Annotated in this window: 11 protein-coding genes and 1 riboswitch; of the genes, 5 read left to right on the top strand and 6 right to left on the bottom strand. The window is 70.7% G+C overall.

Going from position 1 to position 11,986, the window contains the following annotated elements:
• Window positions 1-15: 15 nt before the first annotated feature.
• The 3 genes from cobW to L7N97_RS22490 form a co-directional block, all read right to left on the bottom strand.
• Window positions 16-1,050, bottom strand: coding sequence for a cobalamin biosynthesis protein CobW (gene cobW, locus L7N97_RS22500; protein WP_237480494.1), 1,035 nt, complete (start codon window positions 1,048-1,050; stop codon window positions 16-18).
• The gene (locus L7N97_RS22495) at window positions 1,047-1,442 is read right to left on the bottom strand and encodes a DUF1636 domain-containing protein (protein ID WP_237480493.1); all 396 of its coding nucleotides are present in this window, start codon (window positions 1,440-1,442) and stop codon (window positions 1,047-1,049) included. Before L7N97_RS22495 ends, cobW begins: the two co-directional genes overlap by 4 nt.
• 166 nt (window positions 1,443-1,608) lie before the next feature.
• Window positions 1,609-1,789: riboswitch (cobalamin riboswitch) on the bottom strand.
• 141 nt (window positions 1,790-1,930) lie between these two features.
• On the bottom strand, window positions 1,931-2,131 hold the full coding sequence (locus tag L7N97_RS22490) for a hypothetical protein (RefSeq protein ID WP_237480492.1): 201 nt from the start codon (window positions 2,129-2,131) through the stop codon (window positions 1,931-1,933).
• 421 nt (window positions 2,132-2,552) lie between these two features.
• Between L7N97_RS22490 and L7N97_RS22485 the strand changes: the two genes are divergently transcribed.
• The 5 genes from L7N97_RS22485 to L7N97_RS22465 all read left to right on the top strand — a co-directional run bounded on the left by L7N97_RS22485 (window position 2,553) and on the right by L7N97_RS22465 (window position 6,064).
• Entirely contained in the window at window positions 2,553-3,371 is an 819-nt protein-coding gene (locus L7N97_RS22485) for a transporter substrate-binding domain-containing protein (RefSeq protein WP_237480491.1), read from the top strand.
• Between the two features lie 68 nt (window positions 3,372-3,439).
• On the top strand, window positions 3,440-4,117 hold the full coding sequence (locus tag L7N97_RS22480) for an ABC transporter permease (protein WP_237480490.1): 678 nt from the start codon (window positions 3,440-3,442) through the stop codon (window positions 4,115-4,117).
• The gene (locus tag L7N97_RS22475) at window positions 4,117-4,812 is read left to right on the top strand and encodes an ABC transporter permease (RefSeq protein WP_237480489.1); all 696 of its coding nucleotides are present in this window, start codon (window positions 4,117-4,119) and stop codon (window positions 4,810-4,812) included. Before L7N97_RS22480 ends, L7N97_RS22475 begins: the two co-directional genes overlap by 1 nt.
• 128 nt (window positions 4,813-4,940) lie before the next feature.
• Window positions 4,941-5,396, top strand: coding sequence for a hypothetical protein (locus L7N97_RS22470; protein WP_237480488.1), 456 nt, complete (start codon window positions 4,941-4,943; stop codon window positions 5,394-5,396).
• A complete protein-coding gene (locus L7N97_RS22465; RefSeq protein WP_237480487.1) occupies window positions 5,393-6,064 on the top strand; it encodes a ribonuclease T2 family protein in 672 nt (223 codons plus the stop codon). The genes L7N97_RS22470 and L7N97_RS22465 overlap by 4 nt, the downstream gene beginning before the upstream one ends.
• Window positions 6,065-6,074: 10 nt before the next feature.
• Here L7N97_RS22465 and L7N97_RS22460 read toward each other — a convergent pair whose 3' ends face one another.
• The 3 genes from L7N97_RS22460 to dusA form a co-directional block, all read right to left on the bottom strand.
• Window positions 6,075-7,526 carry an efflux RND transporter periplasmic adaptor subunit gene (locus L7N97_RS22460; protein WP_237480486.1) on the bottom strand — a complete coding sequence of 484 codons (1,452 nt, stop codon included), beginning with the start codon at window positions 7,524-7,526 and terminating at the stop codon, window positions 6,075-6,077.
• Complete coding sequence (locus L7N97_RS22455) at window positions 7,526-10,723, bottom strand: efflux RND transporter permease subunit (protein ID WP_237480485.1); 3,198 nt, start codon at window positions 10,721-10,723, stop codon at window positions 7,526-7,528. The genes L7N97_RS22460 and L7N97_RS22455 overlap by 1 nt, the downstream gene beginning before the upstream one ends.
• Window positions 10,724-10,932: 209 nt before the next feature.
• Window positions 10,933-11,958 carry a tRNA dihydrouridine(20/20a) synthase DusA gene (gene dusA, locus L7N97_RS22450; protein WP_237480484.1) on the bottom strand — a complete coding sequence of 342 codons (1,026 nt, stop codon included), beginning with the start codon at window positions 11,956-11,958 and terminating at the stop codon, window positions 10,933-10,935.
• Between the last annotated feature and the right edge of the window lie 28 nt (window positions 11,959-11,986).

Below are 11,986 nucleotides of genomic sequence, written 5' to 3'. Positions count from 1 at the left end.
ACGCTTATCCGGCCGTCAGGCCCCGATGTCGACCGCGATCGCGTCGCGGTCGATGCCCTTCTCGCCGATGACGACGAGCCGGCCGCGCCGCTCCTCGCCGGGCGCCCAGGGCCGGTCGAAGCCCTGCCGGAAGCGCGAGCCGACGCCCTGCACCAAGAGCCGCATCGGCTTGCCCGCGACGGCGAGGAATCCCTTGGTGCGCAGCACGCCGTGGCGCTCCGCCACGCCCGAAAGCTTCTGCGCGAAGGCGGCCGGGTCGGCGAGCTCCGCCACGTCGAGCACGAAGCTGTCGAAGTCGTCGTGGTCGTGCCCCTCCTCGGCGTCGTGGTGGGACGGACGATCGGCGATGTGGTCCTCGACGGCCGCGCCGAGGCCGAGCAGCACCGCGGCGTCGATCCGCCCTTCGCGGGTCGGGACGAGCTTCACGGCGCGGGGCACGGCGGCGCGGATCTCGGCCGACACCGCGTCGAGCCGCTCGGCGGGGACGAGGTCCGCCTTGTTGAGCACGATCAGGTCGGCGCACAGGAGCTGGTCCTCGTAGACCTCCTCCAGCGGATTGTCGTGGTCGACGGAGCCGTCGGCGGCGCGCTGGGCGGCGAGCTTCGCCGGGTCGTCGGCGAAGCGCCCTTCCGCCACGGCGGCGCCGTCCACCACCGCGACCACGCCGTCCACCGTCACGCGCGAGCGGATGGCCGGCCAGTCGAAGGCCTTGACGAGCGGCTTCGGCAGGGCGAGCCCCGAGGTCTCGACCACGATGTGGTCGGGCCGCGGCTCGCTGGCGAGCAGCGCCTCGATGGCGGGCACGAAGTCGTCGGCCACGGTGCAGCACAGGCAGCCGTTGGCGAGCTCGACGATGTTCTCCTCCGGGCAGGATTCGATGCCGCAGGAGCGCAGGATGTCGCCGTCGACGCCGACGTCGCCGAACTCGTTGATGATCAGCGCCAGGCGGCGGCCGTGCGCGCCCTCCAGCAGGTGCCGGATCATCGTCGTCTTGCCGGCCCCGAGGAAGCCGGTCACGACCGTCACGGGGACCTTGTGAAGCGCGTTCATGCTGTGTGTCCTGGCAGGGCGAAGGGCGGGACGCGGGCGACCGAGCCCTTCTTGATGGCGTCGGCGCGGAGCTTCCACGGTATCAGCCCGTCGGGCGCGTCGGCGTAGAGGCGCGCCGTCTCGACCAGCACGGGGGCGGCAGACTCGGCCGGCAGGTCGCCGTAGACGTAGGTCCACTTGTTGGGCGCCGTCAGGCTCGCCGCGCAGGGGCGGCGGCAGGCGCTCAGGCATTCGACCGGCACGATCCGCACGGCCGGGTCGCCGCCGAGCTCCGCCGCCAGCGCGTCGTGAAGGCGGCGGCCCGCGCGGACCTCGGAGGTGTCGCCCTCCGCCCGGCACGTGACGCAGACGTAGAGCGTCGTGGGGTGGACCGGATCTGTTGGAATGGACATGGAACCCCGCGCCTGCTCACCGAAAGGGCGGGATGCGGGCGTCCCGCGGGCACGAGCCCGCCGGATGGACGGCCGCGGACGCGGACCGTTCAGGCTCCGGGACACCCCGCCCGGCGCGCGCCGACATCGCTGCGCCGTCTCGGTGGACGGCGGCGCCAGCACGGCAGGTTTCCTGACTCGCGGATGCCGAGGTCCGTGGAAGACCTCATCGCCGGGACCGTCGCCTTCCCGGAGCGCTTCGCGCCCCAGTGGCCTCGTGACGATCCGGCTCTCCGCTCACAGTTGCGGGGGCAGTCCCGGCCTCCGCGCCCACCCGACGTGGGGAGAGAAGCGCGTCCCGGGTTCCCGTCCGGCGCCCGACGGGACGCCGGCCCTCTCGCGAGGGGCCGATGCTGGCCTGATGCATAGAACCGCCGCGGGTCGCGGTCAAATCGGCCGACCGGTCGATGCGGGGAGTGGCGGCGCCCGGCTCGGGCGGCGCGGCTCTGTCAGCGGTTCAGGCCGACGCTGTCGCGGCCGTAATAGTCGAGGCCGAGGGCGTAGCGGGCCAGGATGCCGACGTCTTCGAGGAAGTCGCGGAGAGCCTGCAGGGCGCCGTCCCCCGACGAGGTGCGGGTGCGCCGGGGCGAAGCCGAGCGCAGCGCCGGCTCGAAGAGCTGCGAGGCCTCGCATCGGGAAAAGAACGTCATGGTGACTTCGCCTCGACTGACAGGGGCGGAACTGAAAGCCGAGCGGCGCCGGCGCTCGCGCGCCGGGTGTCGCCCGAGCCGACGGTCCGTTGGAAAGGATGATGCCCGACGCATCGCGCCAAATTGGGGCGGACCGACCGTCGGTTCAGGGGCAATTCATACCACCGTGTTTCCGCTTGGCAACAAAAGGGTTCCACGGTGAAGTTTCGAACGTCGAGGTTGACGAAGTCTAAACGGCTTCCCCTGCGGCAGCCTCGGCGCGAGGGCGATTCGACGCGGCGGGCCCCCGTCCTCCGCGGCCCGCCCCCGGCGCGCACGGTTGACGCCCCGCCTGAACTGGGGCGTGATTGCGGCCACAGATTCGCAACACGGCCCCCGCCGCGTGGAAGCGCCGCAGGCCAATCGACCCGAGGACAGTCGCATGACGATGTCGGCCAAGACCAGCGCGACCCTGCGCAGCCTGCTGGGTGCTGCCGCCCTCGCGGCCCTGACCCTGGCGGGTCCCGCCCTGGCGCAGGACAAGGTCGTGCGGATCGGCACCGAGGCCGCCTACGCGCCCTTCGAGTACAAGGACGACAAGGGCCAGCTCAAGGGCTACGAGATCCAGCTCGGCGATGCCCTCTGCGCGGCCGCCAAGATCAAGTGCGAATGGGTCAACGCCGACTTCGACAGCCTCATCCCGGCGCTGAACGCCCACAAGATCGACGCCATCCTGTCGCAGATGTCGATCACGGACGACCGCAAGAAGGCGGTGGACTTCACCAATCAGGTGACGATCGCCCCGGCCCGCTTCGTCGCCAAGGAGGGCTCGGGCATCACCGACGACCCGTCCACGCTGAAGGGCAAGACGATCGCGGTGCAGAGCGGCACCACGCACGAGAAATACGTCACCGAGAAGCTGGCCGGCATCGCCACGCCCAAGGTGTACCAGACCCAGGACGAGGCCTTCCTCGACGTCGAGAACGGCCGCGCCGACGCCACGCTGGCCGACGCCACGATCGAATACGACTGGCTGCAGAAGACCGGCAAGGCCAAGGGCTTCGCCTACGCGGGCAAGCCGCTGACCGATCCGGCGATCTTCGGCGACGGCACCGGCATCGCGGTGCGCAAGGACGACCCGGCGCTGGCCGCGACCTTCAACAAGGCGCTCGCCGCCGTGGGCGCGGACGGCGAGTTCAAGAAGATCAACGACCAGTACTTCCCCTTCGACATCGAGGGGTCGGGCGCCACCAAGAAGTGATCGAAGGCGGGGGCGGACCGGCGGCCCCCGCTCCCTGACCCCGCTCCGCGAGGGATCGCGTTCCGTCCATGCTCGACCTTTACGGCTTCGGCGGCCAACTCCTGCAGGGCGCCGCCGTGACCCTGGAGGTCGCCGCGCTGTCGCTGGCCTTCGGCGTCGCGCTCGGCATCGCCGGCGCGGCGGCGAAGCTGTCGCCGCGGGCCTGGATCCGCGGTCCGGCGACGCTGCTGACGAACCTCGTCCGCGGCGTGCCGGAGTTCCTGATCCTGCTGATCGTCTACTTCAGCCTGCCCGACGTGCTGTCGGGGCTGCTGGGCACGGACGTGTCGATCAGTCCGCTGGCCGGCGGCGTCTTCGCGCTGTCGATCGTGTTCGGCGCCTACGCGTCGGAAACGTTCCGCGGCGGCTTCGCGGCCGTGCCGAAGGGGCAACTCGAGGCCGCGCGGGCCTTCGGCATGCCGCGCACCCGCGTCTTCGCCCGCATCCACCTGCCCCAGGCTTGGCGCTACGCGCTGCCGGGCATCTCCAACCTGTGGCAGACGCTGCTCAAGGACACGTCGCTGGTGTCGGTGCTCGGCCTCGAGGAGATCATGCGCAAGGCCGACATCGCCGCGCAGGTCACGAAGCGGCCCTTCAACTTCTACGTGGCGGCGGCGCTGATCTATCTGGTCTTCGTGCTGCTGTCCGGCCCGGCCTTCGCCTGGCTGGAGCGGCGCGCCGGCCGCGGCCTCGCGCGGGCCCCGTGATGGGCGTCCTCGACGGCCTGGCCGAGACCGCGTCCCGCCAGTTCCCGCTGTTCGTGTCCGGGCTGGAGGTCACGCTCGAACTGCTCCTCGTGTCGACGGTGGCGGGCCTCGCGCTCGCGGTGCCGCTCGCCCTCGCCCGCCTGTCGCGGAACCCCGTCCTGTCGGTGCCGTCCACCGCCTACGCGTATTTCTTCCGCGGCACGCCGCTGCTGGTGCAGATCTTCATCATCTACTACGGGCTGCCGCAGTTCGACGCGGTGCGGAGCTCGGCGCTGTGGCCGCTGCTGCGCGACCCCCTGCCCTGCGCGCTCCTCGCCTTCTCGCTCAACATGGCGGCCTACACGGGCGAGGTGGTGCGCGGCGCCATCCTGGCGGTGCCGGCGGGCGAGCGCGAGGCCGCGCTGGCGGTCGGCATGGGCCGGGCGCTGGCGCTGCGCCGGGTGATCCTGCCGCGCGCCCTGCGCATCTCCTTGCCCGCGCTGTCCAACGAGGTGGTGCTGCAGCTCAAGGCGACCTCGCTCGCCAGCACGGTCACGCTGATCGACCTCACCGGCGTCGGCCGACGCCTCGCGGCCAAGACCTACACGACGGACGGCTTCTACGTGGCGGGCGCCGTCTACATCGTCCTGACGTTCCTGATCGCGCGCGGCTTCCGGCTGCTCGAAGGGCGGCTCAACGGCTTTCAGCGGCCCTGACCCGTGTCGTGCGCGCGCCACACCGGCCGCGGAACCGCCCCCGAGCCGCGCCGCGGGGGCGCCTCCGCTTGACCGCGGCTCCTGGCCCGCGCCATCGTGGGGCCACCCCTGGCCTGAACGGACGTCCGATGACACGCGCATTCCGAGCTTCGGCTCTCGCCCTCGCCGTCCTGTCGGCGCTCGCGGGCGCCGCGTCGGGCGCGCTGGCCCGCCCCGTGGTGCCGGCCGAGAAGCGCTACTACGACTACGATGGCGACCTTCCGGTCTGCGGCGACTCGGGCGTGCTGTCGACGATCTCGTCGCGCTTCGCCCGCAAGGAATCGGAGTACTGGAAGACCAGCCTCGAGATCGTCTCCTTCGACCGCATCAGGCTGCTCGCCGCGCGGCCCTGGGGCGCCGATCACATCCCGCGCAACTTCTGCACCGCGCGGGCGCTGCTCAACGACAACTCCTACCACGACGTGTCCTACTCGGTGACCGAGGATCTCGGCATCATCGGGTCCGGCACCGGGGTCGAGTGGTGCCTGCAGGGGCTCGACCGCGACCTCGCCTACGCGCCGGCCTGCCAGCTGGCGCGGCCGTGAAGGCGCTGGCCGCGGCGGCGCTCGCGCTCGGGCTCGCCGGGTCGCCCGCGGTCGCGCAGTCCACGGGCGGGCCGGTCGCGGGCGGACCCGTGGCGCCAGGGCGCTTCGATTTCTACGTGCTGGCCCTGTCCTGGTCGCCGGGCTTCTGCGCCACGGGGGGCGACGCCAAGGCGCGGGAGCAATGCGCGGCCGGCAGCGGCATCGGCTTCACCGTGCACGGGCTGTGGCCGCAGTTCGACCACGGCTTCCCGAGCGACTGCGGCTCGGCCGAGCGCAGCCCGTCGCGCCAGGCGCTGGCCACGGTGGCGGGCGTCTACCCCGACGAGGGCTTGGCGCGCTACGAGTGGCGCAAGCACGGCACCTGCACGGGGCTGAGCCCGACCGACTATTTCGGCGCCGTGCGCCGCGCGCGAGACGCCGTGGCGGTGCCGGCGGCCTTCTCCAAGCCGACGCAGGACCAGACCTGGGCGCCGGTGGACGTCGCCCGCACCTTCGCGGCCGCCAATCCGGGCCTGCGCACGGACGAGATGGCGGTGACCTGCCGCGGGGGCGACCTCGAGGAGGTCCGCATCTGCTTCGCGAAGGACCTGCGCTCCTTCGTGCCCTGCCCCGAGGTGGCGCGCGCCTCCTGCCGCGCGCCTGGCATCGACGTGCCGCCGGTGCGCTGACCGAGACGGCCTACTCCCCCGACGCCTGGCCGACCCCACCGGCGCCCTCGCCGCCCGGCACGGGCGCCGGGGGCACGCCCGACATGTCCGGCGTGCCGGTCGGCTTGGGCGGGGCCTCGCCCTCGACCTCGGCCTTCACCTCGACCCTGGCGCCCTCCTTCAGCGTGGCCGGCGGGCTGAGCACGACCCTGTCGCCGCCCTTGGGACCCTGGTCCACCTCCAGCGAGGTGCCGAAGTCGCGGCGGATGTTCACCGGGACCATCCGCACCTTGTCCCCCTCGCCCACGACGGCGACGCGGGTGCCGCCCTGGTCGAAGATCAGCGTCTCGGCGGGCAGCACCACGTCGGGATGGATGCGCGGGATGTCGAGCGTGACGTAGGCGTAGAGCCCCGAGCGCAGCACGCCGGCCTGGTTCGGGACGTCGACCTCCACCGTCAGCGTGCGGGCCGTGGACTGCAGGGCGGAGGACTGGCGCGTGACCTTGCCCACGAAGGTGCGTCCCGGCATCTGCGGCACGGTGATCCGCGCCTGCAACCCGTCGCGCACGCCGAGCGAGGAGTTCTGCGGCACCTGCACGAGGACGCGCAGCACGTCGTCCTCGTCCACCGTGAACATCGGCGTGCCGCTCGCCGTGTCGGCGTTGACCAGCGTGCCGAGGTCGACGTTGCGCACCGTCACGACGCCGTCGAAGGGCGCGCGCACGTCCTCGAAGGCGGTGAGCGCCCGCAGGCGGTCGATGTTGGCCTGCTGCGCCTTGACGTTGGCCTCGGCGACCTTCACGCCGGCCCGCGCCGCGTCGAGGTTGGCGCCCTGGGCGATCTGGTTGGCCTGGAGCTGGTCGCGGTTCTGCAGGGTCTCGAAGCCCTTGCCCACCAGCGCCTGGGCGCGCTGCAGGTTGACCTTGGCGAGGTTGAGGTTGGCCTCGGACTGGCTGACGTTGGCGTTGGCCTGGAGCAGCGCGGCCTCGACCTGCCCGAGCGTCGCGACGGCGGATTCGAGCTGCTGGTCGAGGTCCGGCGCCGAGATGTGGACCAGGAGGTCGCCCTTCTTCACCCGCGAGCCGATGTCGACGCGCCGCTCGGTGATGTAGCCCGTGGCGCGGGCGTAGATGTTGGCGGTGGCGAAGGGCTGCGTTTCGCCGGGAAGGGTCAGCTCGACCGGCCCGTCCTCGGTGCGCGCCGCGACCACGCGGACCTCGGGCACCATGTCGGCCTGCCGCTGCTGCGTGGCCGTGGCGGCGGCCCCGGTCTTCACGTGCCTGTAGATGCCCCAGGCCAGCGCCAGGGCGAGCACCAGGGCCACGCCGACGAAGATCCAGCGCGACGGCATCCCGGGCTTGGAGCCCTCGTCGCGCCCGTCGCCCTCGCCCTCGTCGGCGGGCGCGAGCGTCAGGATGTCGTGCTCGTCCGGGCGGAGGTCGCCGTCGTCGCGGTCCTGCCGGCTGGGCGCGAACTGGTCCATCACAGGTAGTCCTCGACGGGCTGGAAGCGGCCGCGGCGCAGCAGGGCGTACAGGAACGGCACGAAGAGCAGCGTCGCGCAGGTGCCGAAGGCGACGCCGCCCAGCACCGCGCGGGCCAGGGCGGCGTTCTGTTCGGAGCCCTCGCCGACGCCGATCGCCATGGGGATCAGGCCGACGAACATGGCGCCGGCCGTCATCAGCACGGGCCTGAGGCGCGTCTCGCCCGCCGCGATGGCGGCCTCGGCGGCCGAGCAGCCCGTCTCCTCGCGGTGCTCTCGCGCGAAGGTGACGAGCAGGATGGAGTTCGACGAGGCCACGCCCACCGCCATGATGGCGCCGAACAGCGACGGGATCGAGAGCGTGGTCCCGGTGATGAACAGGCTGAACACGATGCCGCAGAAGGCCATCGGCAGCGCGCAGATCACCACGAACGGGTCGCCCCAGCTCTGGAAGTTCACGGCCATCAGCAGGTAGACGGCCACCACCGCGATGGCGAGGCCGATCTCGATGCGGTGGAACGACGTGTCCATGCTCTCGATCTGGCCCCGCACGGTGATCTTGTCCGGCGCGGGCAGGGTCTTCTGCTCTTCCTCGACGATGCGGGCGATGTCCTTCTGGACGGAGCCGAGGTCCCGGTCCTGCACGGAGGCGTAGACGTCGTAGGTCGGCTGGGTGTTGACGTGGTTGACCACGGTCTGCTCGGAGGTGCGCCGCATCGTGGCGACGGAGGACAGCATCTGAAGCGTGTCGCTGGTCGAGCTGTTCGGCATGTTGGCCGAGGTCTGCATCAGCAGCGGGGTGTTCTTCAGTGCCGTGAGGTTGTCGTTGCGGTATTCCGGCGTCTGCACCCAGAGCTGGTAGGGGATGCCGGTCTTGGGGTCGGCCCAGAAGTTCGGCGTCACCTGGTAGGAGCCGCTGAGCGAGATGTTCATCGCGTTGGCGATCTGCTGCTCGGTCAGGCCCATCTCGGAGGCCATGCGGCGGTCGACGTCGGCGACGAACTCCGGCGTGTCGAGCACCTGCTGGATGTGGACGTCGACGGCGCCCTTGACCGTCCTCAGCTTCGCCTCGATGGCCTTGGCGGCGGCGAGGTCGCGTCCCTGGTTGCGGCCGTTCACCTGCACGTCGACCGCCGTGATGGTGCCGAAGTCGAGCGTCTGGGTGATGATGTCCGACGGCTGGAAGTAGAACATTGTGTCCGGGAACTTCGCCGGCAGAACCTCGCGCAGCTTGGCCATGTAGCCCGCCGTGGGGGCGTGGCCCTCCTTCAGCGAGATCAGCATCTGGCCGTCGTTGTAGGCCACGAAGGAGCCGTCGCCGAAGGCGAAGTTGTAGTTGATCGACGGCAGGCCGATGTTGTCGAGGATCAGCTCCAGGTCCTTCGGCGGCACGACCTGCTTCACCACCTCCTCGACCTCGGCGAAGCGCTGCTCCGCGGTCTCGATGCGCTGGCCGGGGCGGGTGCGGATGTGCAGCGTCATGGCGCCGCCGTCGATCTGGGGGAAGTAGTCGCGCCCGACGAACTCGAGCAGCGTCCCGCCCATGAGCAGCACGGCGCCCACCACCGCGAAGGTCGCGATCCTGTGGTCGAGCGCGCCGTGCAGCAGCCCGATGTATCCGCGGTGGAAGCGGGCGAAGCCCCGTTCGAAGGCGGCGTGGAAGCGGCCGAAGAACCCCTTCGGTTCGTCGTCGCCCTCCGCGTCGCGCCGCTGGTCATATTCGCGCCTGACCAGCACGTCGATCATGATCGGCACGAGGGTGCGCGACAGCAGGTAGGAGGCCAGCATGGCGAACACGACCGCCATGGCCTGGGGCACGAACAGGTAGCGCGGCGTGTCGGTCAGAAAGAACACCGACACGAAGGCCGAGCAGATGGACAGCGTCGAGATCAGGGCCGGCTTGGCGATGCCGGCGCCGCCCTCCACCACCGAATCCTTGAAGCTCCGCCCTTCCTCCATCAGCCGGTAGGTGTTCTCGATCGCCACGGTGGCGTCGTCGACCAGGATGCCGACCGCGAGGGCGAGGCCGCCCAGCGTCATGATGTTGATCGTCTCGCCGAGGAAGTAGAGCACCGTCAGCGAGAACAGGATGGCGAGCGGGATCGACACCAGCACGATCAGGGTCGAGCGCCACGACCCGAGGAACATCAGGATCATGGCGCCCGTCAGCGCCGCCGCGATGACGCCCTCGCGCACCACGTCCGAGATGGCGCCGGACACGAACACCGACTGGTCGAACAGCGGCGTGATCTTCATGTCCTTCGGCGCCGCGGCGCGGATCGTCGGCAGGAAGCTCTTCACCGCGTTGACGACCGACAGCGTGGACGCGTTGCCGTTCTTGAGAATCGTCACCAGCACCGAGTGGCGGCCGTCCGAGCGAACGATGTTGAGCTGCGGCGGCGCGCCGTCCCGCACGTGCGCCACGTCCTGGATCAGGATCGGGGTGCCGTTGACGGTCTTCACCGGCACGCGGTTGAGGTCGTCGATGACCTCCGGGCTCATGTTGAGGCGGATCGGGTACTGCTGCTCGCCGATCTTCGACAGGCCCGACGGCACGACGATGTTCTGCGCCGTGATGGCGCTGGTCACGTCGGTGGGGGTCAGGCCGTGGGCCTGCAGGGCGTGGAGGTCGAGGTCGACCATGATCTGGCGCGGCGCGCCGCCGTAGGGCGCCGGCAGGGTCGAGCCCGGCACCTGGGTCAGCGTCTGGCGGATGCGGTACTGGCCGTAGTCGTAGAGCTTGGCGCCGCTCTCGATCTCCGACGACAGCGCGAGCTGGATCACCGGCACGGAGGAGGCCGAGAAGCGCATCACCACCGGCGGCTGCACGCCGGTGGGCATGACGGCCCGGATGGAGTTCATCGCCGACACCACCTGGGCGATGGCGAGGTCGATCGACACGGACGGCTGGAAGTAGATCTTCTCGATGGCGACGCCGGGCAGCGTCTGGCTCTCCATCTGCTTGATGTCGTTGACGTTGTTGGAGAGCGAGAATTCCGAGTAGGTGGTGATGCGCTGCGCCATGTCGGTCGTGTCGAGGCCCGTGTAGGTCCACACGATGACCACGACCGGAATGTCGACCGCCGGCAGCACGTCCTTCGGCGCGATCGCCGAGGTGCCGATGCCGGCGAGCAGGATCAGCACGCCCATCACGTAGAACGTGACGCGGTTTTTCAAGGCATAGAGGACGAGACCCATGCGCGGCTCCAGATTCGACCAACGCGGGAGCGGGTCGAACCGTTGCCGTGACAGGTGACCATGCCGCAGTGCAGCGACAAGTCATCGAGCGAATATAAATTAACTTTTACTCAGATGGCGCCAAGTCATGCAAAACTGTCGCAGGACGGATGCCGAGCCGCCCACAACAACGATGTAGTGCCCATGAAAGCGCCGCCGTAGAGGCAAGTTCAGGCGGCGCGGCCGAGATCGGGATGACGCGACACTTTGGCCAGGGCATCGCGGACGACGTCGATCCCCGCCCCCGCCTTCACGGCCTCGGTGGCGAGGTGGCGCCGCCAGGCGCGGGCACCGCCCTGGCCGGTGAAGAGCCCGAGCAGGTGGCGCGTCATGTCGCGCAGGCGCACGCCCTCGCGGAGCTTGCGCTCCATGTAGGGCAGGAAGAGCTCGACGGCCGCGAAGGCATCCGCGACGGGGCGCTCGGCTCCGAAGAAGCGGGCGTCGACGTCGAGCAGCAGTTCCGGCGTGTGATAGGCGGCGCGGCCCAGCATGACGCCGTCGAGGTGGGCGAGGTGCTCCGCCGCGGCGTCGTTGTCGGCGACCCCGCCGTTGATCGCCACGAACAGGCCGGGCCGGCGGCGCTTCAGCGCGTGGACGAGCGGGTAGTCGAGCGGCGGGACGTCGCGGTTCTCCTTCGGCGACAGTCCCTTCAGCCAAGCCTTGCGGGCGTGCACGATCACGCCGTCGACGCCCGACGCCACGACGGCGTCGACAAGGGCGGACAGCGCCGCCTCGGGCTCCTGGTCGTCGACGCCGATGCGGCACTTGACCGTCACGGGCAGCGCGGTGACGCGCTTCATGGCGGCGACGCAGCGGCCGACGAGTTCCGGCTCGCGCATCAGGCAGGCGCCGAAGCGGCCGTTCTGCACGCGGTCGGACGGGCAGCCGCAGTTGAGGTTGATCTCGTCGTAGCCGAAGTCTTCGGCGATCCGCACGGCTTCCGCGAGTTCGGCGGGGTCGCTGCCGCCGAGTTGCAGCGCCACGGGGTGCTCGGACGCGTCGTGGGCGAGCAGCCGCGCGCGCGGCCCGTGGATGATCGCGCCGGTGGTGACCATCTCGGTGTAGAGCAGCGCGCGCCGGGTCAGGATGCGGTGGAAGGTCCGGCAATGCGTGTCGGTCCAGTCCATCATGGGCGCGACCGAGAAGCGCGCCGCGGCCAGGTAGGGCGCCGCCGCAGATCCCGTAGTTCCCGCCATGTCCGCGTCCCAGCTCCCGTCGCCGGCC

Source organism: Lichenibacterium dinghuense, assembly GCF_021730615.1.
GTDB lineage: Bacteria > Pseudomonadota > Alphaproteobacteria > Rhizobiales > Beijerinckiaceae > Lichenihabitans > Lichenihabitans dinghuensis.
Note: the sequence above shows the minus strand (reverse complement) of the source record. Positions and strands in the feature narration are given on the sequence as shown.

What these genes read in the sequence shown, in the direction of transcription:
- cobW (WP_237480494.1), bottom strand. Translation starts at nt 1,050, where the DNA reads ATGAACGCGCTTCACAAGGTCCCCGTGACGGTCGTGACCGGCTTCCTC.
- L7N97_RS22495 (WP_237480493.1), bottom strand. Translation starts at nt 1,442, where the DNA reads ATGTCCATTCCAACAGATCCGGTCCACCCCACGACGCTCTACGTCTGC.
- L7N97_RS22490 (WP_237480492.1), bottom strand. Translation starts at nt 2,131, where the DNA reads ATGACGTTCTTTTCCCGATGCGAGGCCTCGCAGCTCTTCGAGCCGGCG.
- L7N97_RS22485 (WP_237480491.1), top strand. Translation starts at nt 2,553, where the DNA reads ATGACGATGTCGGCCAAGACCAGCGCGACCCTGCGCAGCCTGCTGGGT.
- L7N97_RS22480 (WP_237480490.1), top strand. Translation starts at nt 3,440, where the DNA reads ATGCTCGACCTTTACGGCTTCGGCGGCCAACTCCTGCAGGGCGCCGCC.
- L7N97_RS22475 (WP_237480489.1), top strand. Translation starts at nt 4,117, where the DNA reads ATGGGCGTCCTCGACGGCCTGGCCGAGACCGCGTCCCGCCAGTTCCCG.
- L7N97_RS22470 (WP_237480488.1), top strand. Translation starts at nt 4,941, where the DNA reads ATGACACGCGCATTCCGAGCTTCGGCTCTCGCCCTCGCCGTCCTGTCG.
- L7N97_RS22460 (WP_237480486.1), bottom strand. Translation starts at nt 7,526, where the DNA reads ATGGACCAGTTCGCGCCCAGCCGGCAGGACCGCGACGACGGCGACCTC.
- L7N97_RS22455 (WP_237480485.1), bottom strand. Translation starts at nt 10,723, where the DNA reads ATGGGTCTCGTCCTCTATGCCTTGAAAAACCGCGTCACGTTCTACGTG.
- dusA (WP_237480484.1), bottom strand. Translation starts at nt 11,958, where the DNA reads ATGGCGGGAACTACGGGATCTGCGGCGGCGCCCTACCTGGCCGCGGCG.